This is a genomic window from Frigoribacterium endophyticum, from assembly GCF_011759585.1.
GTDB lineage: Bacteria > Actinomycetota > Actinomycetes > Actinomycetales > Microbacteriaceae > Frigoribacterium > Frigoribacterium endophyticum.
Window position 1 is genome coordinate 945,169 of record NZ_JAAOYV010000001.1, and the last position, 22,917, is coordinate 968,085.

Genomic DNA, 22,917 nt, shown 5'->3' on the forward strand with positions numbered 1-22,917 from the left:
CGAGTGGCGACAGAACGGTACATGTGGAATGTTGATGGGCAGTCCGCCGACCACTGTGAGACAGGACCCCGCCATGAGAACAGCCTGCTGCCCCTGCACCGCGTGCGACGAGTCATCGTGAGCTTCGCGGGCGACCTGTCGAAGCCCCGGGTCACCGGCGATCCCAGCCAGGTGCTGGCGCTGGCCGTGCGGTGGGGGGCGACGGCCGAGCTGATCTGGTCGGCGGCGGAGTCGTTGCGCTCCCTGGACGCCGAGGGCGCGCAGAGCGACGCGGTCGAGGCGTTCCTCGCCGCGGCCGGCGAGGTCGAGCAGCAGCTGCGGACGGTGCACCGGCGCTACCAGGGCGCGGGGGAGGCGTTGCGGGCCTACGCCGCCGCCCTGGCGGAGGCGCAGACGGCCTCGGCGCCCGCCCTCCGGGAGCACGGCCTCGCGGTCGACGACCGCGACGCAGCCCGACGGCTGGTCGAGAAGTACGAGGGGATGGCCCTGGTCGCGGTCGGCGAGGAGGCGCGGGCCGACTACGAGGAGCTCGCTCGCGTGCAGCGCCTGCGCCTCGCCGAGGCTGCCGAGCGTGTCGTGCTCCACGGTGGCCGCGTGGACCCCGCGCACGCCGCGGTCGAGGCCGCCGCGACGACCGCGATCGCGCGCCTGGACGACCTCGAGGCCGACGGGCCCCGCGACTCGTTCTGGGACGACGTGAGCGGGGCCGCGGGCGTGGCCTTCGACGGCTTCCAGCAGTGGATGGAGGACAACGACCACTGGCTCGACGGCCTCGTCACCGCCGCAGGCTTCGTGGGCATGGCGCTGGCCGTCGCGGCTCTCTTCATCCCGGGCGTCAACGTCTTCGCTTTCGCCCTCATGGTCGGCGTCCTGGCCGTCACGACCGCTCAAGCCGCCGTCGGGACTGGCGAGTGGTCGGACGTCGCCTTCGCTGCCCTGTCCCTCGCCACCTTCGGCACCGGATCGGTCCTCGTCGCTGGTGCCAAGACCGCTGCGAAGGGCATCGCAGTGAACCGGGTCAACGGCTTGGTCGCGTCGGGCCAGTCGCGGTCGCTGGCGACGGCATGGGTCAAGGCGACGTGGGACCGAGCCGCCCCTGGCCTCCTCAGCAAGTCCCTCCGGCAGAACCTGGGGGACGTCGACATGGCTCAGATACGACGGTTCCTGCGAAGTGACCGACCCGGAGCAGAATTCGACGACGCCGTCACCGTCGCCGGTGCGCTCCGCGATCTGCGGCACGCTCGCATCTTGTCCGGTAGCGACTTCGCGGTGAGTGGGTTGCGAGTTCTGGATCCTCACGGCCGGCTGCAGCGGGCGGGAGTCACCAAGTGAGCGCGAGAGCCCCGTCCACGAACAGAGGCCGGAGGTCGAGCGGTGCTTCTGATCCGATCTCGGCAGGGTTCTGGGTCGTCGCCTACTACGGCAGTCTGGTTCCGGTACTCGTCATTCAGAGCTTCAACATCGTGCTGGTGATCATCGCCGTGCGCTGGGAGGCGGATGGCCGCCGGTCATCCGAGATCGAGACGGTCTTCGAGTCGTCACCCGGTTGGCCTCCGGTCGACATGCCGGGCCTCGTGTTCGTCGGCATGGGGATCGGCATCGTGCCCATGGCCGTGGAGATGGTGGTTCGCCGCGGAAGAACGCCCAGTGGCAGCCAGCCGGGGCTGATGAGCTTCGTGTGGGCTGCTGACGGCCTGCTCTGCCTGAACCACTGGTGGGCCTTCGATGCGGCGCCGGTCTGGGCTGCTCCCGCGGGGCTCGCGGGCTTCACGATGCTGGCCTCAGCGGGCGTGGCGTTCGTCGTGTACCTGATCCGTGGCGTGCGTCGACTGCTAGCACGTCGCCGGGGCCACCCGGCTGCCGACGAGCCGGTCGAGTCGCTCGACCCAGTGCGGGCTCGGTTGCTCCGCGGAACGGGGATCGACCGATGACCGCGCCACGGTGGGTGCGGCGGGGGCCGGGCATCGTCGGCGTGGGCTACGCGGTGATGGTGCCGCGGGGCTGGGTGCAGATCCCGGGGCAGCTGCGTCCGGAGATGGCCTTCGACGCCGTCGTCGACCAGCTCGGCAGCGTCCTCGGCGGGGAGGTCCCGGCGGAGTTCGCCCGGAGGGTCGGCAGCGGGCTGATCGAGGCCCGCGCCGCCGACGTCGACGGCCACGTGCTCGACTCCTACGTGACCGCGGGGCCGCTGCCCGACACCGGCACGACCGCGAGCATCGTGGTCACCGTGGTGCCGGTCGTTGCACGGTCGACGGACGACCTCGACCTGCTGCTGCTGGGGCGGGTCGGCCGCGGCGCGACAGCCCTGGGCGTGGGAGGTGAACCGGCGGTCGTGTGGAGCGAGACCGACGGTGGGCAGCCGGCCCGCGACTCCCCGGGTCGGGTGGTCCGCCGGCGCACGATGCTCAGCAGGGTGACCGGGCAGCTCGACCGTCTCGTGTCGGCGACGCTGACCGTGCTCGAGACCCACGAGCGCACCACCGGCACGGACGGCGCCAGCGACGCCGTGGCGGACGCGCTCGTCGAGCTGTTCGACGCGATGCTCACCACCGTGCGCTGGCTCGACGCGGAGGGCCGGGTGATCACCGGCCGCTGAGCCGCCGCGCGGCACCGCGGCCTAGGGTGACCTCATGACCACCCGCTGGGCCCCCGCCAAGAAAGACACGCTCCGTGCACTCGCGACCGAGATCCTGCACAACTACTCGAGGGGCCGCGCCTTCGTCGCCGTCGACGGCCTGCCCGGTGCCGGCCAGGCCGCGTTCGCCGACGACCTCGCCGACGCCCTCCGCGAGCTCGGGCACGCGGCCTTCCGCGCCTCCGTCGAGGACTTCGTCGTCCCCGTGGACACGGGCTCGTCGCCCGACATCGGCGCCGCCGACCCGGCCTTCGCGCCCGAGCTCTTCCGCCGCGTGCTCATCGAGCCCTTCCGCCTCGGCGGCAGCACCGGGTGGGTCGAGGCGGCCTACGACCGCGAGGCCCGTCGCGCCGCCGAGCCGCGCTGGGTCACCGGGCCCGCCGACGCGCTCCTCCTCGTCGACGGCGCCGGGCTCAACGAGCCCGAGCTCGCCGGTCTCTGGAACTACAGCGTCTGGGTCACGGCCGACGCCCACCGCGGCGGCCTCCGAGCCCGGGCCACCTACGTCGTCGACGTCAGCGACCCGGAGCACCCGCGCCGCGTGTTCGACGACGCGTGCTGAGGTCCGCCCCTCGCGGGTGCGGTAGCGTCGTCGCGTGAACAGCGGCATCCTCCTCGTCGACAAGCCGCAGGGCATCACCAGCCACGACGTCGTGTCGCGCGTCCGTCGGGCTGCCGGCACCCGCAAGGTCGGCCACGCCGGCACCCTCGACCCGCTGGCCACCGGGCTCCTCGTGCTCGGCCTGAACTCGTCGACGCGCCTCCTGACCTTCCTCGTCGGCCTCGACAAGACCTACGAGGCGACCATCCGCCTCGGCGTCGCGACGACCACCGACGACTCCGAGGGCGAGACGACCGCCACGCACGACGCCTCCGCGGTCGCCGACGACGCGATCGACGCCGGGGTGCGGGCCCTGAGCGGCCCGATCAGCCAGGTGCCCACGACCGTGAGCGCCATCAAGGTGAACGGCCGTCGCGCGTACGACCTCGCCCGCGAGGGCGTCGAGGTCGAGCTCAAGGCCCGCGACGTGACGGTCTCCGAGTTCTCCGTCCACGATCGGCGAACCGCCGAGGTCGTCGACGAAGCCGGGCGCACCGTGAGCGTCCGGGACCTCGACGTCCGCGTGCGCTGCTCGTCCGGCACCTACGTGCGGGCGCTGGCCCGCGACCTGGGTGCCGGGCTCGGCGTCGGCGGGCACCTCACGGCCCTGCGCCGCACGACCGTCGGCCCCTTCGACGTCGCCGACGCCGCCGTGCTCGAGGGCATCGACGTCGCGCCCGCCCTGCTGCCCCCCACCGCGGTGGCGGAGCGCCTCTTCCCCGTCTGGCGGATGTCCTCCGACGAGACGGTCGACCTCGGCCACGGCAAGCGCGTCACCGTGGGCATCGACGACACGGCCGGGCCCGTCGCCGCCGTGACGCCCTCCGGGGACCTCGCCGGTCTGGTCGAGGTGCGGCGGGGGCAGGCCGTGCCCATCGTCAACTTCCCGAGCGACGAGGTGTCGGCATGATCGAGTGGTTCACCTGGGTGCAGGTCGTCGTGGCCTGCGTCGCCGGCCTCGTCTGCGTCGTCGCCGGGTTCGCCCGCAAGCTGCCGAACGACGTCACCGTCGGTGCGACGGCCCTCGTGCTCGTGCTGCTGCTCGTCCAGCTCGTCGTCGCGATCGTGGCCCCGTTCGTCGGCAACCCGCCCACCGGCAACGTCGTCGAGTTCTACATCTACCTCGTGTCGGCCATCCTCCTGCCGCCCCTGGCGGTGGTCTGGGCGCTCGTCGACCGGACCCGGTGGAGCAACCTCGTGCTCGCGGCGTCGGTGTTCGCGGTCGCCGTGATGGTCTACCGCATGCTCCAGATCTGGACGGTGCAGGTCGCGTGACGCCGTCGTCGAGCCGCATCCCGTCGACCCTGCCGCCCGTGTCGGCGCGCACGGCGACCGCGACCTATCCTGGTCGATGATGGTCACTCAGAAGTCAACGCGCGCTGTCGGTCTCGGCCGGGTCCTCGTCGCGGTCTACGCCCTCCTCGCCCTGGCGGCCACCGGCCGCTCCGTCTTCCAGATCGCCGAGCAGTTCTCGGAGGCGCCGCTCGCCTACACGCTGAGCGCCCTCTCGGCGGTCGTGTACATCGTCGCGACCGTGGCCCTCGTGAAGCGGGGCACCACCTCCTACGCCGTCGCCTGGGCGACCATCTCGTTCGAGCTCGCCGGCGTCCTGATCGTCGGGCTCGTGACCGCGCTCGACCCGGCCCTCTTCCCCGACGACACCGTCTGGTCGTTCTTCGGCCGCGGCTACGGCTTCGTGCCGCTCCTGCTGCCCGTGCTGGGCATGATCTGGCTCGCGCGCACCCGACCGACCGCCGCCGAGCGCGCGCACGACGGCGAGCCGGAGTCCGTCACCGGCCTGCCCGAGTAGGCGACGTGCAGTTCTTCGAGACCGTCGCCTCCGTCCCGGCCGACTTCGGGCCGAGCGCGGTGACCATCGGCAAGTTCGACGGGGTCCACGTCGGCCACCGGGCCGTCATCGACCTCCTCGAGCAGGTGGCCGCCGACGAGGGCCTCGTGAGCACCGTCGTCACCTTCGACCGGCACCCGCTCGCCGTGCTGCGACCGGGCGACGTGCCTCGGGCCCTGGTCAGCAACCGCCAGAAGCGCGAGCTCCTCGAGCAGGCGGGCGTCGCCGCGACGCTCATGCTCACCTTCGACGACGAGCTCCGCGCCCTCGCTCCCGAGGAGTTCGTCGACAGGATCCTCGTGGGCGCCCTCCACGCGCGGGTCGTCTTCGTCGGCGACGACTTCCGCTTCGGCGTCCGGGGCAGCGGCACCGTCGACACGCTCCGCGAACTCGGGGCCACCCGCGGGCTCCGCGTGGTCTCGATCGACGACGTCCGCCCCGGGGGCGCACGCCGCGCCTCCTCGACCTGGATCCGCGAGCTGCTCGACGGGGGCCGCGTCCGTGAGGCCGCCGAGCTGCTCGGCCGGGAGCCGGCGGTGCGGGGCGTCGTCGTCCAGGGCGAGCAGCGCGGCCGCGAGCTGGGGTTCCCCACCGCCAACCTCGAGCCGCACAGCGAGGGCTTCGTGCCCGCCGACGGCGTCTACGCCGCCAGGGTGCTCGTCGGCGACACCCTGTACCCGGCGGCCGTCTCCGTCGGCAACAACCCGACCTTCGAGGGCGTGCCCGAGAAGCAGGTCGAGGCTCACCTGCTCGACGTGACGCTCGACCTCTACGGGCAGGAGATCACCGTGCACTTCGTCGACTGGGTGCGGGGCAACGTCGCCTTCGAGGGGCTCGACGCGCTGATCGCCCACATCCGGGCCGACGTCGTGCGGTGCCGTGAGATCCTCGGGGCGCCCGCGCCCTGAGCCCGCACCGCGCGGCCTCGGCCCGCGCCGGCAGGATGAGCCCGCGCCCCGACGGCCCGGCCCCCCGGACGCCAGGAGGCCCGCACGACGATCGTCGTGCGGGCCTCCTGCTCTGTTCCGGCGTCGCCTCAGTACGACGTCGTGTCGTCCCCGGCGCCGGAGGCGCTGCCGGTCTCGAGCCGGTGCGCGAGGTCGTCGAGGATGGTGCCGCTGGCGCTGGTGCCGAAGCGGGTCACGCCGAGGTCGAGCATCTCGAGGACGGTGTCGAGGCCGCGCACGCCGCCCGACGCCTTGACCTGGACGGCCTCGCCGACCGCGTCGCGCATGAGGCGCAGGTGGGGGAGGGTCGCGCCGCCGCCGGCGAACCCGGTGGAGGTCTTGACGAAGGCCGCGCCGGCCCGCTCGGCGGCCTTCGAGCCCGCGACGATCTCGTCGTCGCTGAGGAAGGCGGTCTCGAGGATGACCTTGACGACGAGGTCGCCCGCGGCCTCGACCACGGCGCGGACGTCGGCCTCGACGTCGACGAGCAGGCCGCTGCGCAGCCGGCCGACGTTGACGACCATGTCGAGCTCGACGGCGCCGTCGGCGACGGCCTGACGGGACTCGGCGACCTTGGCCTCGGTCGAGGTCGTGCCGTGGGGGAAGCCGATGACGGTGCCGACGAGGACGCCGGTGCCCTCGAGGCGGGAGACGGCGTGGGCGACGTCGGAGGGGCGGACGCACACGCTGAAGACGTGGTGCGCCGCGGCCGTGTCGAGCGCCTCGTCGACGTCGGCACGGGTCAGTTCGGGCTTGAGGATCGCGTGGTCGATCATGCCGGCGACGGCGGCGACCGTGGGGAGCTGCTGGGTAGTCATGATGCTGCCAGCGTAGCTTGGGCACATGGCCACCGACCCCGTCCCGTCCGACCCCCGCCCCGCCGCCGACCCCGTCGTGCGCGAGAACGACGGCGCGGTCGCGCGGCGCCGTGTCCTCGTCACCGGCTCGACCGGCTACATCGGCGGGCGTCTGACGCCGCGCCTGGTGGCGGCCGGCGCCGACGTGCGCGTCCTGGTGCGGAGCCCCGGCAAGCTCGTCGACGTCCCGTGGGCCGGCGACGTGGAGGTCGTCGAGGGCGACCTCACCGACGCCTCCACCGTCCGCCCCGCCATGGAGGGCGTCGACGTCGTCTACTACCTCGCCCACGCGATGGGCGGTCGCGGCGACTTCGAGGCGGCGGAGGCGGAGGCCGCCCACACCGTCGCCGACGCCGCCCGTGAGGCAGGCGTCGGCCGCATCGTCTACCTCGGCGGCCTGCACCCCGAGGGCGAGCTCTCGAAGCACCTCCAGTCGCGCAAGGAGGTCGGCGACATCCTGCTGGCGAGCGGGGTCCCGACGGTCGCCCTCCAGGCGGGCGTGGTCATCGGATCGGGCTCGGCGTCGTTCGAGATGATCCGCCACCTCACCGACGTCCTGCCCTACATGCCCGCGCCGAAGTGGGTCCGCAACCAGATCCAGCCGATCGCCGTCCGCGACGTGCTGCACTACCTCCTCGGCGCCGCCGACGTGCCCGCCGACGTCAACCGCACCTTCGACATCGGGGGCCCCGACGTCCTCCGATACGGCCAGATGATGAACGGCTACGCCCTGGAGGCGGGGCTGAAGCAGCGCCCCATCGCCTCGCTGCCGGTCTTCACGCCGTGGCTGGCCTCGCAGTGGGTCAACCTCGTCACTCCGGTGCCGCGCGCCCTCGCCGTGCCGATCATCGCGTCGCTCCAGTACGACTGCGTCGTGCATGAGCACGACATCGACCAGTACGTGCCGGCGCCGGCCGAGGGCCTGCTGCGCTACCGCCAGGCCGTGCGCCTCGCGCTGCAGCGCGAGAAGGACGGCGAGGTCGAGACGAGCTGGCAGGACAGCTCGGTGTCGGGAGCGCCCAGCGACCTCCTGCCCAGCGACCCCGACTGGTCGGGCCACATCGTCTACACCGACGACCGGGAGACCGACTCGACCGCGCCTCCGGAGGAGCTCTGGAAGGTCGTCGAGAGCATCGGCGGCGAGAACGGCTGGTACTCGTTCCCGCTGGCCTGGGCCGCGCGGGGCTGGATGGACCGGCTCGTCGGGGGAGTGGGGCTGCAGCGTGGCCGTCGCAGCCGCAGCACGCTCCGTGCGGGCGACGCCCTCGACTGGTGGCGCGTCGAGAAGATCGAGCGCGGCCACCTGCTGCGGCTCCGGGCCGAGATGAAGGTGCCGGGCGGCGCGTGGCTGGAGATGACCGTCACGCCCCGCGAGGGCGGCGGCTCCCACTACCGCCAGCGCGCGGTCTTCTTCCCGCAGGGGCTCGGCGGGCGCCTGTACTGGTTCGCGATCCTGCCCTTCCACGGGGTGATCTTCTCCGGCATGCTCGAGCGCATCACCGCCACCGCCGAGCGGGACGCGGCCGCCGCCTCCCACGGTGACGACGTGCCCGCGGGGCGAGGAGCCCAGGAGGCGCGGGTCGCGGCCGACGACGCCCACGGCAGCAGCGCGGCCGGGTCGTGACGCCGCTGCTCGCCGCCCCGCTGCTGGCGCCGCTGCTGCGGGCGTCGACGACGTTGACGCCGACCCCGTCGCCGTTCGGCCCCGGGGGCGACGGCCCCGCCTCGCCCGTGCCGCTGTGGCTGGGCGTGACCCTCGGGATCGTCGTCGTGGTCGCGTCGTTCGTCGTGCTGCTGCCCGGCGTGCGACGGGGCCTCGACCGCATCTCGTCCCATCGACCTCGACGCTTCCGCGACTGACGCGGTAGCGTCGAACCACCCCGCGACCGGTGGAGCCGCCCTCGGGCAGCACGGCCGGTCGCGCACACGACGACAGGAGGCCCCCATGGCGCACGGCGAGAAACTCGTCTTCGTCGGAGACAGCATCACGGCAGGCGGCGACTGGACCGCCTGGTTCCCCGACGACGACGTCGTCGAGCTCGGCGTCGACGGCGACACCACCACCAGCCTGGCCGAGCGCCTCGACGACGTCGTGGCGGCCCAGCCCGACTCGGTCGTGCTGCTGATCGGCACGAACGACTTCGGCCAGCGACGCACCGTCGAGCAGGTCGTGCGCGGCGTCGAGTCGATCATGGTGACGATGCGGCGCGAGCTGCCCGGCACCCGGCTGCTGCTCCAGTCGATCATGCCGCGGGGCGCCGACTACGCCCCGCGCATCAAGGACGCGAACCGGCACCTCCGCCAGTTCTCCTCGACCGTCCGGGCGCAGTACCTCGACCTGTGGCCCGCGCTGGCCGACGAGTCGGGCGACGCGATCCGCCCCGAGTTCAGCGACGACCAGCTGCACCTCACGGCCGCGGGCTACGAGGCGTGGCTCGCCGAGCTCGTGCCCGGGCTGGCGCGGCTCCGCGACGAGCCGCCGATGAGCGCGCCGCTGCGCGTGCTCAACGTGCCCTACGACATCGACTGAGCCCGGGGCGTCGGGGCGCCCAGGGCGCCCCGATAGGCTCGTCCGCGCCGCGCCCGCGGCCTGACGAGAGGTCCACCGCCCGTGCCCACGCCCACCGCTCCCGCCTTCCTGCGACCCGCCCTGGCGCCCGGGCTGCTCGGGGCGATCGTGCTGACGGTCGGGGCGTTCCTGCTCGACTCGCCGACGTTCACGATCGTGCGCTTCGCGGTCGCGATCCTCGCGCTGATCATGCTGGTCTTCGCCTGGCGCGGCCGCACGTGGTGGGCGCTGCCCGTCCTCGCGGCGATCGCGGTGATCTGGAACCCCGTGGCCGTCGTGCCGCTCTCCGGCCAGCCGTGGGCCGCCCTGCAGTTCGCCGGCGCGGTCGCTTTCGTGGTCACGGGGGTCCTCGTGAAGGTGCCGACGGAGCAAGCGGCGGGCGACGCCCGCCCTGCTCGACGTCGCTGACCGGGGCGAGGCGCTCCGGCGTGCACGAGAACCCGCTTCGACCAGCTAAAATCAGTTCGTTCTAGAGTGCGGAGGCCGTCCCGAGGCCCCCACGGGAAGTTGAGTCTGAATGGTCACCGAGATCACCGGTACGACAGAGAGTCCTCTGCTGACGCCTCGTCCCCGACCCGGTGGTCTGGACCGCGACGACGTGGTGGTGCGGAAGGGGCAGTTCACGCTCCTGAACGGTCACCTCACGCCGCAGCAGTCGATGATCGAGGATCTCCTCTTCATCCGTCGCGTCCTCGACGAGGCAGCCATCCCGTTCCTCCTCGTCCGCGGCAACGACGTGCGCCCCGTGCTGGCGGTCGACGTGGTCCACCGCCGTGCCTTCATCGACGCCATGATCGCCGCGTCGGGCTCCGAGCCCTTCTACGCCAAGCCCCGCAAGGGCCAGGCCGTCCTCGTCGCCGAGGGGGGCCTCGAGTCCGAGACCGAGCGGGCCTTCAAGGTGTACCGCCCCCGCGTCGAGCCCATCGGCCGCCTCCGCTACGGCGCCGGCACGGCCGTCCAGGTCGAGTTCTGGGTCCTCACCGACGACGAGGTCCTCGTGCCCGTCGAGAACTCCCTCATGCGGTACTCGCTGCCCCGCGAGGAGGCCGTCGAGACGACCGTCGAGCGCTACGGCCTCGAGTGGCCGACCCTCGAGCACATGTTCGACGACCACGCCACCGACATCACCTTCGACATCGACATCGTCTTCTCCTGGGTCGACGGCAACTCGGTCGAGTACCAGCGCGCCCGTGCCGCGCAGGCGAAGCGCCACGTCGTGGGCGAGGGCGACGACGCCCCGGCCCGGTTCCGCCAGATCGACGAGCTCAAGTACGCCCTCCGCAGCGTGTACATGTTCGCCCCGTGGGTCCGCAACATCTACGTCGCGACCGACTCGCCCGTCCCCGAGTGGCTGGGCGACCACCCCCGCGTGCGCGTGGTGCGCAGCGAGGAGTTCTTCTCCGACCTCTCGTTCCTCCCGACCCACAACTCGCAGGCCGTCGAGTCGCAGCTGCACCACATCGAGGGGCTCAGCGAGCACTTCCTCTACTCGAACGACGACATGTTCTTCGGGCGCCCGGTCGCGCCGTCGATGTTCTTCTCGCCGGGTTCGGTGACGAAGTTCATCGAGGCCGAGACGCGCATCGGGCTCGGCGTGAACAACACCGAGCGCAGCGGCTTCGAGAACGCCGCGCGGGTGAACCGGCGCCTCCTGCAGCAGCGCTTCGGCCGGGTCACCACGCGCCACCTCGAGCACACCGCCGCGCCCCTGCGCCGCAGCGTGATGTCGGAGATGGAGCACGAGTTCGCGGACGAGTTCCGGGCGACCGCGGCCAGCCCGTTCCGGGCGAAGGAGAACGTCTCCGTGACGAACTCGCTCTACCACTACTACTCGTTGATGACGGGGCGCGCGATCGTCCAGGAAGCCGCCCGGGTCCGCTACGTCGACACGACGACGGTCGCCGACCTCGCCTCGCTCTCCGACCTGCTGAAGAAGCGCTCGTACGACTTCTTCTGCCTCAACGACGGCAGCTTCCCCGAGGTCACCGACGAGGAGCGCACCGCGACGGTCACCGACTTCCTCGAGCGGTACTACCCGTTCGCGGCCCCGTGGGAGAAAGCCGAGATGGAGCGCGTCGAGCGCGAGACGGCCGAGCAGCGTCGCCGTGTCCGCCGAGCGGGTGGCGACCAGGACCAGATCGAGGCGTAGCCCCGGGGAGGCGCGGGTCGGTACCCGCCGACACCGCGCCTCCTGCAGGTGGTCACGCCGGGTGCTCGCCCCGCCGCACCTCGCCCGCCACGACGAACTGCGCGCTCGGGTCGCCCGACAGCGCGGCGTCGACGCGGGCGCGCATGTCGGCGGTCATCGGCGGCAGGTCGCCGCGGGGGAACCACCGGGCCTCGGTGTTCTCCCCGTCGGCCGGCGAGGGGTCGCCGCTCTGCCAGCGCATGAGGAACGTGTGGTCGAGGTAGCTCGCCTGGTCGCCGTTGCCGTAGACGATGCCCTCGGTCACCCCGAGGGCGGCGAGGCGGACGGGCACGACGTGGAGGTCGGCCTCCTCCAGCACCTCGCGCACGGCGGCGTCGGCGGGGTGCTCGCCCGGGTCGATGATCCCGGTGACGGGCGTCCACTCGCCCGTGTCGGAGCGGCGGACCATGAGCAGGTCGTCGCCCCGCTCGACGACGGCGGTGACGCCGGAGAGCCAGAGCGGCGCGGTGCCGATCGACTCGCGGAGGGTCAGGATGAAGTCGGGGACGGCCATGCCGCGAGCCTAGCGAGCCTCCTTCGCGGGAGCCTGCCCGCGACTCCCCGCGCGTAGGCTGACGGCATGAGGGGCGACGACGTGCGGTGGGGAGCCGACGTCCGCTCGATCTCCGACATGGCGGGGGAGTCGCTGCTGCTCGGCGGCGGCGGCCGGGCCATCCTGCTGCAGCTCGCGAACCCGGCCGTCGGGCACGGGGTCGCCGACCACAGCGACTTCGTCGACCGGCCGCTCGCCCGACTCCACGGCACGATGACCTACCTCTACGCCATCGTCTTCGGCACGCCTGACGAGGTCGCCTTCGTGCGGGCGCTCGTGGACCGGGCCCACCGGTCCGTCCGGAGCACCGCCTCCTCGCCGGTCACCTACGACGCGGTCGACCCGCAGCTGCAGCTCTGGGTGGCCGCCACGCTGTACGACTCGGCGATCACGCTCTACGAACGCGTCCACGGGGCCCTGTCGCCCCAGGCGGCGGAGGACGTCTACCGCGACTACGTGGTGGTCGGCTCGGCTCTCCAGATGCCGCCGGAGCTGTGGCCGGCGACGCGGGCCGAGTTCCGCACCTGGTGGGACGCCCAGCTCGCCGGGCTGTCCGTCGACGAGGTCACCCGCGACGTCGCGCACCAGCTGCTGCACCCGGTGAGCGTGCCCGTGGCGCTCCGCCTGGCCATGCCGCTCGCACGCCTCGTGACGGCGGGGCTGCTGCCGGCGACGGTGAGGGAGGCGTTCGGCCTGCCCTGGGGAGCGGTGCGGCAGGGCCTCTTCGACGTGGTCCTGGGCGTGAGCCGGGTCGTCGTGCCGCGGCTGCCCGCCCGGCTCAGGCACGTGCTGCGGGACCACTACCTGCGACGGCTGCGGCGCTACATGGCGCAGCGGGGCACGGAGCAGGCGGGCTAGGAAGCCACCGCGGGTCGCGTCGACGTCCGTCTCGGCGTCTCGCCACGGCCCCGCTGCGCTCGGTCGTGCCCGCGGCTCGGGCTCCTCGCCGTCGAGCTCGCGGTGATGTCTCAGACCTTGAACCCCGAACCCCGAACCCCGAACCCCGAACGCCGAACCCCGAACCCGGAACCCCGAACGCCGAACCCCGAACCCGGAACCCCGAACCCCGAACCCCGAACGCCGAACGCCGAACGCGGAACACGGAACCCCGAACCCCGAACTCAAACGCCGAACGCCGAACGCCGAACCCCGAACGCCGAACTCAAACGCCGAACGCCGAACTCAAACGCCGAACTTAAACGCCGAACGCCGAACGCCGAACGCCGAACGCCGAACGCCGAACGCCGAACGCCGAACCCCGAACCCCGAACCCCGAACGCCGAACGCCGAACGCCGAACCCCGAACCCCGAACCCCGAACTCAAACACGGAACCCCGAACCCCGAACCCCGAACCCCGAACCCCGAACCCCGAACCCCGAACCCCGAACCCCGAACCCCGAACCCCGAACCCCGAACCCCGAACTCAAACACGGAACCCCGAACTCAAACACGGAACCCCGAACTCAAACACGGAACCCCGAACTCAAACACGGAACCCCGAACTCAAACACCGAGCGCCGAGCGCCGAGCGCCGAGCGCCGAGCGCCGAGCGCGGAACGCCGAACGCCGAGCGCTGGACGCTGGCATGAAGGCACGATCTGCCACGTGACACGACTGCGGGGCGCGCCGACCGTCGGCAACTCCCGCGCGACGTCGCCGGGACGGCGACGGTGGCGGCGAGCGGGTCAGGGCGCAGGAGTTGTCGACGTGGCGCGCGGGCGCTCTGCGCAGGGCCGTCTGGCTCCGGGCGAGGAGGCGCGGGTCCGGAGACGGAGCCGGGCGAGGAGGCGCGGGTCCGGAGCCGGAGACCTGAGCGGGATGTGTCGGCAACTCCTGCGCGACGTCGCCGGGACGGCGACGGTGGCGGCGAGCGGGTCAGGGCGCAGGAGTTGTCGACGTGGCGCGCGTCCGCCCTGCGCGGGGCCGGGTCGCCGCGAGCGAGCCGGGCCGGCTCAGCGGCCGGCGGGGCCGACGTGGCCGCCGGCCCGGCCGGCCGCCTCGCGTCAGAGGGTGTCGATGGGGCCGGTCAGCGCGAGCTCGCGCGTCACCACGGGCACCGGGGCCGTGTCGGTGCGGCGGTGCCGGGGCGCGGCCGGCGCGATCCGCACGCCCGCGAGGGCGAGGCGCTCGGCCGTCGACGACGGCGAGACGTACTCGCCCACCGTGTCGTACGAGCCGATCGGCACGACCGAGTGCACGACCGTGTCGGCGTACACGTGCACCAGGTTGTACGACTGCGCGCCGTCGCGGCCGCGGGTGCCGCCGACCGCGAGGTCCTGCGTGTAGCAGGTGGCCGAGGCCACCGAGACGGGGACGCCCGCGAACACGGCCGTGGTCGAGTAGTGCAGGTGCCCGGCGATGATCGACCGGACGTCGCTGCCCTCGACGACCTCGGCCAGCGACGCCTGGTCGCGCAGCTCGACGAGCACGCTGAGGTCCTGCACGCTGGGCACCGGCGGGTGGTGCATCGCGATGATCGTGCCGTGCTCCGCGGGGGTCGAGAGCTCCTCGGCGAGCCAGTCGAGCTGGTCACCGGTCAGCTGGCCGTGGTGGTGGCCCGGCACCGACGTGTCGAGGGTGATGATGCGCAGGCCGTCCACGTCGTAGACGAAGTCGACGGGCCGGTCGGAGGGCATCTGCCCGAAGAGCTGCTCCCGGAAGGCGCCGCGCTCGTCGTGGTTGCCCATCGCCCAGATGATCTGGGCCCCGAGGCGCTCCGCGACCGGCTCGAGCAGCGCCCGGAGCTTGCGGTACGCCGCGGGCTCGCCCTTGTCGGCGAGGTCGCCGGTGAGGACGATCGCCTCCGGCCGCATGCCGGAGGCCTCGATCCCGGCGAGGATCTGGGCGAGACGCCCCTCGCTGTCGACGGCGCCGTAGAGGTCGGCGTCACCGCCGACGAGGTGGGTGTCGCTGAGGTGCAGGATGAAGTGGTCGGGCCTCGGGTGCTCGGCCGTCCGGAGATCCATGGTTCTCTCATTCACGTGTCGCCGACGACGGCCCCAGGACGAGGCCCTCGTTGTTCCTTCGTCACCAGTCCACCACTCGTTTGCTCCACGGCCGGTGAACGTCGGTGCGTGTTCGGGTGAACGGTCAGCGAACTGATCGGACACGTCGACGCCCCGCGACGCTACCGACGTGCGGAGGGCCCCGCCAGGCCCCAGGACGGGGCGGAGCGGGGCCCGGCGGTGACCCGCGGGGAGTCGCGCTACGGCTTGAGCACCACCTTGATGCAGCCGTCCTCCTTCTTCTTGAACAGCTCGTACATCTCCGGCGCGCGGTCGAGCGGCACCGGGTGCGTGGTGAGGTCCTCGGTGCCGAGCGGGTCGGTCGGGTCCTCGACGAGGGGCATCAGGGTGTCCATCCACTGGTGGACGTTGCACTGGCCCATCTTGATGGTGATCTGCTTGTCGAAGAGGGTGAGGAAGGGAGTCGGGTCGGCCGTTCCGCCGTAGACGCCCGACAGCGAGACGGTGCCGCCGCGACGGACGACCTCGAACGCGAGGTGCATGGCGCTCAGGCTGTCGACGCCGGCCTTCTGCATGAGCGCCTGGCCGACCTTGTCGGGCAGGGCCGCGGCGAACTTCTGGACCATGCTGACGCCGCCGTGGTCGTGGGCCTCCATGCCGACGGCGTCGACGACGGAGTCGGGGCCGCGGTCGTCCGTCATGCCCTTGATGACTTCGGCGACGTCCTTCGTGAGGTCGAGCACCTCGACACCGTGGCGCTCGGCCATGGCGCGGCGCTCGGGGACGGGGTCGACGCCGATCACCCGGAAGCCCTTGTGCACGCCGATGCGGGCCGCGAACTGGCCGACGGGACCGAGCCCCAGGACGACCAGCGTGCCTCCTTCAGGTACCTGCGCGTACTCGACGCCCTGCCACGCCGTGGGGAGGATGTCGCTGAGGAAGAGGTAGCGCTCGTCGGGGAGGTCGTGCCCGACCTTGACGAGGTTGGCGTCGGCGCGCTGGATGCGCAGCTGCTCGGCCTGCCCGCCGGGCACCTGGCCGTAGAGCTTCGTGTAGCCGTAGAGGGTGGCGCCGGATCCGTACTCGGTGACCTGCGTGGTCTCGCACTGCGAGAAGAGGCCGCGCTCGCACATGAAGCACTCACGGCAGGCGATGACGAAGGGGACGACGACGCGGTCGCCGACCTGGATGCGCGAGACGGCCGAGCCGACGGCGGTGACGACGCCCATGGTCTCGTGGCCGAGGACGTCGCCCTTGTCGAGGTAGGGGTCGAAGACGTCGTAGAGGTGCAGGTCGCTGCCGCAGATCGCGGCGGAGGTGACCTTGATCACCGCGTCGGTGGGCTCCACGATCGTGGGGTCGGGCACCTCGGTGACGGCGACGTCGGCGATGGACTGGTAGGTGAGAGCCTTCATGCACCCCGTCTACGCCCGGCGGCAGGGAGCGCGCTGGCCCCGTGGGGTACAGGTGTCGCGGAGACGACGAAGGCGGCCGCCCCCGACAGGGGACGACCGCCTCAGCAGTGCCGCAGGTGCGGCCAGGGGGTGCTACGCGTCGACGCTCACGGCGGAGGCGACGATGTTGACGACCTTGCGGCCGCCCTTGGTGCCGAACTCGACCGCGCCGGGGGCGAGGGCGAACAGCGTGTCGTCGCCGCCACGGCCGACGTTGGCGCCGGGGTGGAAGTGGGTGCCGCGCTGGCGGACGAGGATCTCGCCGGCGAGGACGACCTGGCCGCCGAAGCGCTTCACGCCGAGGCGCTGAGCGTTCGAGTCACGACCGTTGCGGGTGGACGATGCGCCCTTCTTGTGTGCCATGTGTGCTCAGCTCCCTTTACTTGGAGATCTTGGTGATCTTGACGCGGGTGAGGTCGGCACGGAAGCCCATGCGACGCTTGTAGCCGGTCTTGTTCTTGTAGTTCTGGATGACGATCTTCGGGCCGCGGAGGTCGTTGAGGACCTCGCCCTCGACCGTGACCGAGGCGAGGTCGTCGCCCGAGAGGACGGTGTCGCCGTCGACGTGCAGGACGGGGACGAACGAGACGGTGTCGGACGTGTTCGCCTTGAGACGGTCGACGGTCAGGATCGTCCCGACCTCGACCTTCTCCTGACGACCGCCGGCACGCACGATTGCGAAAGCCATGGGATCTCCTTGGTGCAGCTAAGTGTGAGGTGCCCGCGTTCGGGCAACTTGGATAGTCTTTCACAGATGTCACGACCGATCAAACTTCAGCGCCCGCCGCGGTTCACCGCGGAGATCGTCGCCGACGCCCGGCAGCGGTTGCTCGACCTGCTCGACGACCTCGACGGCCTCACCTCCGAGCACGCCGACGACATCGAGGTGTGGGGGTCGGCCGTCACGACCGCCGGGTGGGAGATCGCGACGCTCGGCCAGTGGCTGGGGCTGGAGGGCGAGGCGGTGCTGCTGCTCGGCGGCGCCTCCTACCCTGAGATCGCCGAGCACCAGGGCACCAGCGCCTCGGCCGTGTACGCCCGTGTCGGCCGGTCGTTGACGCTCGCCCCCTACGCGCACGCCTCGGGGGCGGACGGCGGCACCACGAGGGTCTCGGCCGACGACCTCGAGCAAGCACGGGCGGACTACCGCGCCGACCGCGCGGGCGCCGAGGGGGAGGACGTCGAGGAGGCGGGGGTCGGCTCGGGCGCGTCGCTCGCCGACCGCATCCCTGAGGTCCTCCGCGCGGGGCCGCTGTCGACGACCGCGCTCGTGGCCGCGCTGCCGGGCTACCGCCGCAGCAGCGTGCTCTCGACCCTCAGCGTGCTGACGCGCCAGGGGAGGCTCGAGCGGGTCGGGCACGGCGTGTACGCGGTCGCCGGCCCGGCCGCGGCCCCTGCGGCTGAGCCCGGCCCCGCCGCGAGCTAGCGCGCGCAGTCGATGCAGAGCCGCGCCGTCGGGCGGGCCGTGAGCCGCGCCTCGCCGATCCGGGCCGAGCACCGCTCGCAGCGGCCGAACGTCCCGTCGGCGAGTCGCCGCAGTGCCGAGTCGGCGTCGGCGGCCCGCTCGAGGGCCGACCGCCGCACCGCGTCGAGCTGCGACCGCTCGTAGGCGATCGTCGACCCCTCGGGGTCGTGCTCGTCGTCGACGTTGGCTCCCTCGCGGGCCGCGGCCACCGCCTCCATGTCCTGTCCGAGGCGCGCGGCCAGGGCGAGCGCGTCGTCGCGGGTGGCGCGCAGCTGGTCGCCCGGGTCGGTCACGCGACGAGCGGCGGCACCTGCTCGCCGTCGCGCGGCGGGGGCGGCGGGGTGCCGTCGCCGAAGGGGCGGCCGCCGAGCTCCTCACGCCCGTGGGCGGTCAGCCAGCCCGACGGGTCGGGGCCGGCGGGCACGATGCCGGTCGGGTTGATGTCGCTGTGCACGACGTAGTAGTGCGCCTTGATCTGGGCGAAGTCGATCGTGTCGCCGAACCCGGGGGTCTGGAACAGGTCGCGGGCGTAGGCCCAGAGCACCGGCATCTCGGTGAGCTTCGAGCGGTTGCACTTGAAGTGCCCGTGGTACACCGCGTCGAAGCGGGCGAGGGTGGTGAAGAGGCGGATGTCGGCCTCGGTGATCGTGTCGCCGACGAGGAACCGCTGACCCTCCAGGCGCTCTGAGAGCCAGTCGAGACGGGCGAACAGCGTGTCGTACGCCCGCTCGTAGCTCTTCTGCGACCCGGCGAACCCCGCGCGGTAGACGCCGTTGTTGACGTCGCGGAACACGACCGCGTTCACCTCGTCGATCTCGGCCCGGAGGTGCTCGGGGTAGAGATCGGGCGCGCCCTCGCGGTGGTGCTCGCGCCACTCGGTCGCGAAGTCGAGCGTGATCTGCGGGAAGTCGTTGGTGACGACCTTGCCGCTCGGCACGTCGACGACCGCGGGCACGGTGATGCCGCGGGCGTAGTCGGGCGTGCGGGCGAAGAAGGCCTCCTGCAGGCGCTCGATGCCGAGCACGGGGTCGCGGCCGTCGGGGTCGAGGTCGAAGGTCCAGCTGCGGGCGTCGTGGGTGGGGCCGGGCAGGCCGAGCGAGATGACGTCCTCGAGGCCGAGGAGGCGGCGCGAGATGACGGTGCGGTTGGCCCAGGGGCAGGCGCGGGCGGCCACCAGGCGGTAGCGGCCCGCCTCGACGGGCCAGCCGTCGACGGCGTCGCGCGTGATCCTGTCCTCGATGTAGTTCGTGTCGCGGGTGTACTCCTGGCCGGGCTCGACGTACGTGCCCTTCGCCTGCTGGTCGTCGCTCATGCCCGCCACCCTACGCAGGAGCGTCCGAGAGGTCGGGCAGCTCGGCGCCCCCAGACCCGGAGGCGGCCGAGGCGCGGCTCGCCTGCCAGTCGCGCCACATCGCCTTCAGGTCCCAGGCGTTCTCCGCCTCCAGCGAGATGCCCTTCTCCCCGGTGCGCCGGGTGCGCCCCTGGATCAGCATGAGCTTGGTGCCGAAGAGCAGCGAGCCCGCCCGCGACTGGGCCTCCTCGAAGAAGGTCGCGTCGGCGCAGCCGGTGCCGTCGTCGAGGCTGATGAAGACGACCCGCTTGCCGCTGCGCATGGGCGGCGTCTGCGTGGCGATGCGGATGCCGGCGACGAGCACGGTCGTGCCGTTCCAGTGGTCGCGCAGGTCGGCGGCCCGCGTGACCCCGAGGTCGTCGAGCATGGGCCGGTAGCTCTCGACGACGTGCTCGCTGACCTCCATCGAGAGGATGTCGAGCTCGTCGCTGACCCGGTCGCGGAGGCTGACGTCGGGGGTGCCGGTCGGCACCTCGGCCGAGTCGTCGACGCTGAAGTCGAGCTGGTTCTCGACGTCGGAGGCGCGGGGCCGGGCGGTGCGCTGGGTCAGCGACCGCACACGGGCCAGCACGTCGCCCCGCGTGCGGCCCGGGCCGGCCAGCGAGTCGAGCGCCCCGACCTGCGCGAGGCGCTCCACCAGCCGCCGTGACGGCGTCGCGCGCTGCCAGAAGTCGGTGATGGAGTCGTAGGGCCTGCCCACGACGATCCGCGCGAGCTCGGCGTCGGTGATGCCGTGCACGTCGGCGAGCGAGAGCCGGATGCCGAGGTCGCCGGGGCGGCTCGGGGCGATCGGGGTCGCGGGGGCCCGCACGCGCTCGACGCTGTAGACGTCGGTCGACTGGTTGACGTCGAGCGGCAGCACGGGCACCCCCATGCGTCGTGCCTCGGTGAGCAGCAGCCGCTTCGGGTACATGCCGGGGTCGTGGGTGAGCAGCCCCGCGAGGAACTCCGCGGGGTAGTGGGTCTTCAGCCAGGCGCTCTGGTAGGTGGGCAGGGCGAAGGCCGCTCCGTGCGCCTTGCAGAAGCCGAACGAGCCGAACCCCTTGAGCACCGCCCAGATCCGGTCGACCTGCGCGTCGCTGAAGCGCCTCCTGCCCCGCTCGTCGACGTTGGCCCGCGTGCGGCGCCGGAACTCCACCTCGAGGTCGTCGTCGGCGCCCTTGCCCATGTGCCGACGGAGCTCGTCGGCCTCGGCGAGCGACACCTCCATCGTCGCCTCGAGGATCCGCAGGACGTGCTCGTGGTAGATCACGACACCGTAGCTGTCGTCGAGGAACGACGCGAAGCTCGGGTGCAGGTAGTCGGGCTGCTGGAAGCCGTGCTTGGTGTCGAGGAAGGGCGCGACCATGTTGCCCTTCATCGGCCCGGGGCGGAACAGCGAGATGTCGGCGATGAGGTCGCTGTAGCGGTCGGGCTGCATCTTGCCGATCAGCTCGCGCTGCCCCGGGCTCTCGATCTGGAACATGCCGAGCGTGTGCGTGGTGCGGATGGCCTCGAAGGTGTGCTCGTCGTCGTGGGGGATCTCGTCGAGCTCGACCCGCCCCGCGCGGTTCACGTAGGGCACGTCGACCGAGAGGCCGCCCGCGACGGCCGCCCGGGAGCCGTTGACCCGCTCGATCTCGTCGAGGGCGTAGGCCATCGAGCTCTGCATCCGGACGCCGAGCACGTCGAGCTTGAGGAGGCCGGCGTCGTTCATGTCGTGCTTGTCGAACTGGCTCATCGGCAGGCCGATGCCGCTCGGCTGCACGGGCGTCGTGCTGAGCAGGTCGGAGTCGCCGAGGATCACGCCGCACGGGTGCATCGAGATGTGCCGGGGGAGCCGGTCGAGCCGCTCGGTCAGGTCGACGAGGAGGTCGATCTGGCCGTTCTGCCGCGCGAGGTCGGCGATGGCGCGCAGCTCGGGCTTCTCCGCCATGGCGGTGCGGAGGTCACGGGCGTTGGACCGCCAGACGTTGTTGGCGACCATGTCGATCTGCTCGTCGTCGAGGCCGAGCGCCTGGCCCGCGTCACGGACGGCCCCCCGGCCCCGGTAGGTCGACTGCATCGACATGAGGGTGACCCGGTTGCTGCCGTAGCGGTCGAAGATGGCCCGGTAGATCTCGTGCCGCCGGGCCGACTCCACGTCGATGTCGATGTCGGGCAGGGTCTCCCGCTTGTTGCCGAGGAACCGCTCGAAGAGCAGGTCGTGCTCGATCGGATCGACGTTCGAGATGCGGAGCAGGTAGGTGACGAGGCTGCCCGCGCCGGACCCCCGGGCGGCGTTCCTGACCCTCATGTCGCGCATGAGCTGCGAGACGTCGGCGACGGTGAGGAAGTAGCCGGCGAAGCCGAAGCCCGAGATGATGCCCAGCTCGTAGCGCATCCTCTCCTCGACGATGCGGCGGAGACCCTGGCCGGCGTGCCCGAAGCGGGCCGTGACCCCCGCCTCCGCCCGGCGGAGCAGCACCTGGTCGGGGTCGCCCTCGACGCCGATCGCGCTCAGCTCGGGCACCTTGGGCTGCCGCCAGCGGAGGTCGGCGTCGGGGTCGAGCCGGCAGCGGTCGGCCAGCCGCTCCGTCGCGGCGAGCATCTCCTCCGCCGCCCGGCGCGACAGCGACGAGGCGTCGGCGACGAGGTGGGCGATCGCCCGCATCGCGGCGCCGTTCTTCAGGGTCGCCTGCGCGTTGGGCTGGGGCGTGAACGAGCCGAGCGGTGCCAGGTGGCCCGCTGAGTCGAGCACGTCGGCCGTCACCGCGCCGTCGGCGTCGAGGTAGCGCACCGCGTTGGTCAGCACCGCCGGCACCCCCACGTGCTCGGCGAGCTCGAGCATCCGGGCCGCGTGCCGCACGCTCCGGCTCTCGCCGGGCTCGGTGAGGTGGCAGACGACCTCGACGACGACGCCCCCGGGCAGCTCGCGGGCCCAGTCGGCGAGGGAGGCGGCGGCCGCGGTGCTGCGCCCCTCGCGCACCAGCCGGCCCACGTCGGAGTCGGGGCCCAGCAGCACGGTGGCGGAGGCGCCCTCCTCGCCCCGCAGGAACGCCCGCAGCCGGGAGCGCCCGATGGTCGCCGTGCTGTTGGCGCTGCCCGCCGCCCGGCGCGTGGCCCGGCCGTGCGCGGCGCTGATCAGGCGGCAGAGCGACGCCCAGCCCTCCCCGGCCCGGCCCTCGCCGGAGCCGTGGGCGAGCACGACGACCCGGTCGACCGGGGCCGCGGCGGAGGCGGCCGTCCGGCTGCCGGTCGCCGGCGTCGCCTCGGCCCGGTCGTCGGCGCAGCCCAGCTCCACCCCGACGATCGGGTCGATGCCCGCCGCCCGGCAGGCCCCGATGTGCCGGATCGCGCCGTAGAGCCCGTCACGGTCGGTGATCGCGAGGGCGTCGGCCTCGTCGGCCGCCGCCCGCTCGACCAGCTGGGCGGGCGGGGTCGTGCCGTGGTGAGCGCTGAACGAGGAGGCCACGTGGAGGTGGGTGAAGCGCATGGTCGTGCTCCGAGTCGGGACCCCGGC

At 72.6% G+C, this 22,917-nt stretch carries 25 protein-coding genes; 16 read left to right on the plus strand and 9 right to left on the minus strand.

Annotated features, from left to right (window positions below; genetic code table 11):
- The first annotated feature begins 102 nt into the window (after positions 1-102).
- The 8 genes from FHR77_RS04400 to FHR77_RS04435 all read left to right on the plus strand — a co-directional run bounded on the left by FHR77_RS04400 (position 103) and on the right by FHR77_RS04435 (position 5,993).
- Positions 103-1,332 carry a hypothetical protein gene (locus tag FHR77_RS04400; RefSeq protein WP_167258984.1) on the plus strand — a complete coding sequence of 410 codons (1,230 nt, stop codon included), beginning with the start codon at positions 103-105 and terminating at the stop codon, positions 1,330-1,332.
- A 131-nt stretch (positions 1,333-1,463) separates the two neighbouring features.
- On the plus strand, positions 1,464-1,931 hold the full coding sequence (locus tag FHR77_RS04405) for a hypothetical protein (RefSeq protein WP_167258985.1): 468 nt from the start codon (positions 1,464-1,466) through the stop codon (positions 1,929-1,931).
- Positions 1,928-2,596 (plus strand): hypothetical protein, encoded by a 669-nt coding sequence (locus tag FHR77_RS04410; protein WP_167258986.1) that lies wholly within the window; start codon positions 1,928-1,930, stop codon positions 2,594-2,596. The genes FHR77_RS04405 and FHR77_RS04410 overlap by 4 nt, the downstream gene beginning before the upstream one ends.
- 34 nt (positions 2,597-2,630) lie before the next feature.
- Complete coding sequence (locus FHR77_RS04415; protein WP_167258987.1) at positions 2,631-3,197, plus strand: nucleoside/nucleotide kinase family protein; 567 nt, start codon at positions 2,631-2,633, stop codon at positions 3,195-3,197.
- Positions 3,198-3,231: 34 nt separating this feature from the next.
- A complete protein-coding gene (gene truB / locus FHR77_RS04420) occupies positions 3,232-4,146 on the plus strand; it encodes a tRNA pseudouridine(55) synthase TruB (protein ID WP_167258988.1) in 915 nt (304 codons plus the stop codon).
- Positions 4,143-4,511: a hypothetical protein gene (locus FHR77_RS04425; RefSeq protein WP_167258989.1), complete on the plus strand. Its 369-nt coding sequence runs from the start codon at positions 4,143-4,145 to the stop codon at positions 4,509-4,511. Before truB ends, FHR77_RS04425 begins: the two co-directional genes overlap by 4 nt.
- A gap of 79 nt (positions 4,512-4,590) precedes the next feature.
- Complete coding sequence (locus FHR77_RS04430; protein ID WP_424955527.1) at positions 4,591-5,046, plus strand: hypothetical protein; 456 nt, start codon at positions 4,591-4,593, stop codon at positions 5,044-5,046.
- A 5-nt stretch (positions 5,047-5,051) separates the two neighbouring features.
- Positions 5,052-5,993 carry a bifunctional riboflavin kinase/FAD synthetase gene (locus FHR77_RS04435; RefSeq protein WP_056054079.1) on the plus strand — a complete coding sequence of 314 codons (942 nt, stop codon included), beginning with the start codon at positions 5,052-5,054 and terminating at the stop codon, positions 5,991-5,993.
- 128 nt (positions 5,994-6,121) lie between these two features.
- On the opposite strand, the gene deoC is transcribed toward FHR77_RS04435, so the two are convergent.
- Positions 6,122-6,850 carry a deoxyribose-phosphate aldolase gene (gene deoC / locus FHR77_RS04440; protein WP_167258990.1) on the minus strand — a complete coding sequence of 243 codons (729 nt, stop codon included), beginning with the start codon at positions 6,848-6,850 and terminating at the stop codon, positions 6,122-6,124.
- Positions 6,851-6,875: 25 nt separating this feature from the next.
- On the opposite strand from deoC, the gene FHR77_RS04445 reads away from it, so the two are divergent.
- The 5 genes from FHR77_RS04445 (at position 6,876) to FHR77_RS04465 (ending at position 11,607) form a co-directional block, all read left to right on the plus strand.
- Positions 6,876-8,513, plus strand: coding sequence for an SDR family oxidoreductase (locus tag FHR77_RS04445; RefSeq protein WP_167258991.1), 1,638 nt, complete (start codon positions 6,876-6,878; stop codon positions 8,511-8,513).
- Positions 8,510-8,749, plus strand: coding sequence for a hypothetical protein (locus tag FHR77_RS04450; RefSeq protein WP_167258992.1), 240 nt, complete (start codon positions 8,510-8,512; stop codon positions 8,747-8,749). Before FHR77_RS04445 ends, FHR77_RS04450 begins: the two co-directional genes overlap by 4 nt.
- Positions 8,750-8,834: 85 nt before the next feature.
- The gene (locus tag FHR77_RS04455; RefSeq protein WP_167258993.1) at positions 8,835-9,419 is read left to right on the plus strand and encodes a GDSL-type esterase/lipase family protein; all 585 of its coding nucleotides are present in this window, start codon (positions 8,835-8,837) and stop codon (positions 9,417-9,419) included.
- An 81-nt stretch (positions 9,420-9,500) separates the two neighbouring features.
- Positions 9,501-9,866: a DUF6804 family protein gene (locus FHR77_RS04460; RefSeq protein WP_167258994.1), complete on the plus strand. Its 366-nt coding sequence runs from the start codon at positions 9,501-9,503 to the stop codon at positions 9,864-9,866.
- A 109-nt stretch (positions 9,867-9,975) separates the two neighbouring features.
- Entirely contained in the window at positions 9,976-11,607 is a 1,632-nt protein-coding gene (locus FHR77_RS04465; protein WP_167258995.1) for a stealth conserved region 3 domain-containing protein, read from the plus strand.
- 52 nt (positions 11,608-11,659) lie between these two features.
- Here the strand turns inward: FHR77_RS04465 and FHR77_RS04470 are convergent, their stop codons facing one another.
- Complete coding sequence (locus FHR77_RS04470; protein WP_167258996.1) at positions 11,660-12,160, minus strand: NUDIX hydrolase; 501 nt, start codon at positions 12,158-12,160, stop codon at positions 11,660-11,662.
- 66 nt (positions 12,161-12,226) lie between these two features.
- Here FHR77_RS04470 and FHR77_RS04475 point away from each other — a divergent pair, with 66 nt between their 5' ends.
- Both FHR77_RS04475 and FHR77_RS04480 read left to right on the plus strand, forming a co-directional pair.
- Positions 12,227-13,057 (plus strand): oxygenase MpaB family protein, encoded by an 831-nt coding sequence (locus tag FHR77_RS04475; RefSeq protein WP_167258997.1) that lies wholly within the window; start codon positions 12,227-12,229, stop codon positions 13,055-13,057.
- Positions 13,058-13,159: 102 nt separating this feature from the next.
- On the plus strand, positions 13,160-13,789 hold the full coding sequence (locus FHR77_RS04480) for a hypothetical protein (protein ID WP_167258998.1): 630 nt from the start codon (positions 13,160-13,162) through the stop codon (positions 13,787-13,789).
- Positions 13,790-14,203: 414 nt separating this feature from the next.
- Here the strand turns inward: FHR77_RS04480 and FHR77_RS04485 are convergent, their stop codons facing one another.
- The 4 genes from FHR77_RS04485 to rplU form a co-directional block, all read right to left on the minus strand.
- Positions 14,204-15,166 (minus strand): phosphodiesterase, encoded by a 963-nt coding sequence (locus FHR77_RS04485; protein ID WP_167258999.1) that lies wholly within the window; start codon positions 15,164-15,166, stop codon positions 14,204-14,206.
- Between the two features lie 239 nt (positions 15,167-15,405).
- Positions 15,406-16,581 (minus strand): alcohol dehydrogenase catalytic domain-containing protein, encoded by a 1,176-nt coding sequence (locus tag FHR77_RS04490; RefSeq protein WP_167259000.1) that lies wholly within the window; start codon positions 16,579-16,581, stop codon positions 15,406-15,408.
- A gap of 132 nt (positions 16,582-16,713) precedes the next feature.
- Complete coding sequence (gene rpmA, locus FHR77_RS04495; protein ID WP_056054111.1) at positions 16,714-16,983, minus strand: 50S ribosomal protein L27; 270 nt, start codon at positions 16,981-16,983, stop codon at positions 16,714-16,716.
- A gap of 16 nt (positions 16,984-16,999) precedes the next feature.
- Entirely contained in the window at positions 17,000-17,308 is a 309-nt protein-coding gene (rplU, locus tag FHR77_RS04500) for a 50S ribosomal protein L21 (protein WP_056054115.1), read from the minus strand.
- Positions 17,309-17,374: 66 nt separating this feature from the next.
- Between rplU and FHR77_RS04505 the strand changes: the two genes are divergently transcribed.
- A complete protein-coding gene (locus tag FHR77_RS04505) occupies positions 17,375-18,046 on the plus strand; it encodes a hypothetical protein (RefSeq protein WP_167259001.1) in 672 nt (223 codons plus the stop codon).
- Here the strand turns inward: FHR77_RS04505 and FHR77_RS04510 are convergent.
- The 3 genes from FHR77_RS04510 to FHR77_RS04520 are packed head-to-tail and all read right to left on the minus strand — an operon-like array spanning position 18,043 to position 22,890.
- On the minus strand, positions 18,043-18,378 hold the full coding sequence (locus FHR77_RS04510) for a TraR/DksA family transcriptional regulator (protein ID WP_056054122.1): 336 nt from the start codon (positions 18,376-18,378) through the stop codon (positions 18,043-18,045). The two genes, FHR77_RS04505 and FHR77_RS04510, sit on opposite strands and share 4 nt — an antisense overlap.
- On the minus strand, positions 18,375-19,397 hold the full coding sequence (locus FHR77_RS04515; RefSeq protein WP_167259002.1) for a glutathione S-transferase family protein: 1,023 nt from the start codon (positions 19,395-19,397) through the stop codon (positions 18,375-18,377). Before FHR77_RS04515 ends, FHR77_RS04510 begins: the two co-directional genes overlap by 4 nt.
- A gap of 10 nt (positions 19,398-19,407) precedes the next feature.
- A complete protein-coding gene (locus FHR77_RS04520; protein ID WP_167259003.1) occupies positions 19,408-22,890 on the minus strand; it encodes a DNA polymerase III subunit alpha in 3,483 nt (1,160 codons plus the stop codon).
- Between the last annotated feature and the right edge of the window lie 27 nt (positions 22,891-22,917).

Bases quoted from the DNA above. Each gene is read 5' to 3' on its own strand.
- FHR77_RS04475 (WP_167258997.1), top strand. From the start codon at position 12,227: ATGAGGGGCGACGACGTGCGGTGGGGAGCCGACGTCCGCTCGATCTCC.
- FHR77_RS04485 (WP_167258999.1), bottom strand. From the start codon at position 15,166: ATGGATCTCCGGACGGCCGAGCACCCGAGGCCCGACCACTTCATCCTG.
- rplU (WP_056054115.1), bottom strand. From the start codon at position 17,308: ATGGCTTTCGCAATCGTGCGTGCCGGCGGTCGTCAGGAGAAGGTCGAG.
- FHR77_RS04410 (WP_167258986.1), top strand. From the start codon at position 1,928: ATGACCGCGCCACGGTGGGTGCGGCGGGGGCCGGGCATCGTCGGCGTG.
- FHR77_RS04455 (WP_167258993.1), top strand. From the start codon at position 8,835: ATGGCGCACGGCGAGAAACTCGTCTTCGTCGGAGACAGCATCACGGCA.
- rpmA (WP_056054111.1), bottom strand. From the start codon at position 16,983: ATGGCACACAAGAAGGGCGCATCGTCCACCCGCAACGGTCGTGACTCG.
- FHR77_RS04515 (WP_167259002.1), bottom strand. From the start codon at position 19,397: ATGAGCGACGACCAGCAGGCGAAGGGCACGTACGTCGAGCCCGGCCAG.
- FHR77_RS04430 (WP_424955527.1), top strand. From the start codon at position 4,591: ATGGTCACTCAGAAGTCAACGCGCGCTGTCGGTCTCGGCCGGGTCCTC.
- deoC (WP_167258990.1), bottom strand. From the start codon at position 6,850: ATGACTACCCAGCAGCTCCCCACGGTCGCCGCCGTCGCCGGCATGATC.
- FHR77_RS04445 (WP_167258991.1), top strand. From the start codon at position 6,876: ATGGCCACCGACCCCGTCCCGTCCGACCCCCGCCCCGCCGCCGACCCC.
- FHR77_RS04490 (WP_167259000.1), bottom strand. From the start codon at position 16,581: ATGAAGGCTCTCACCTACCAGTCCATCGCCGACGTCGCCGTCACCGAG.
- FHR77_RS04520 (WP_167259003.1), bottom strand. From the start codon at position 22,890: ATGCGCTTCACCCACCTCCACGTGGCCTCCTCGTTCAGCGCTCACCAC.
- FHR77_RS04505 (WP_167259001.1), top strand. From the start codon at position 17,375: ATGTCACGACCGATCAAACTTCAGCGCCCGCCGCGGTTCACCGCGGAG.
- FHR77_RS04470 (WP_167258996.1), bottom strand. From the start codon at position 12,160: ATGGCCGTCCCCGACTTCATCCTGACCCTCCGCGAGTCGATCGGCACC.
- FHR77_RS04425 (WP_167258989.1), top strand. From the start codon at position 4,143: ATGATCGAGTGGTTCACCTGGGTGCAGGTCGTCGTGGCCTGCGTCGCC.
- FHR77_RS04465 (WP_167258995.1), top strand. From the start codon at position 9,976: ATGGTCACCGAGATCACCGGTACGACAGAGAGTCCTCTGCTGACGCCT.
- FHR77_RS04415 (WP_167258987.1), top strand. From the start codon at position 2,631: ATGACCACCCGCTGGGCCCCCGCCAAGAAAGACACGCTCCGTGCACTC.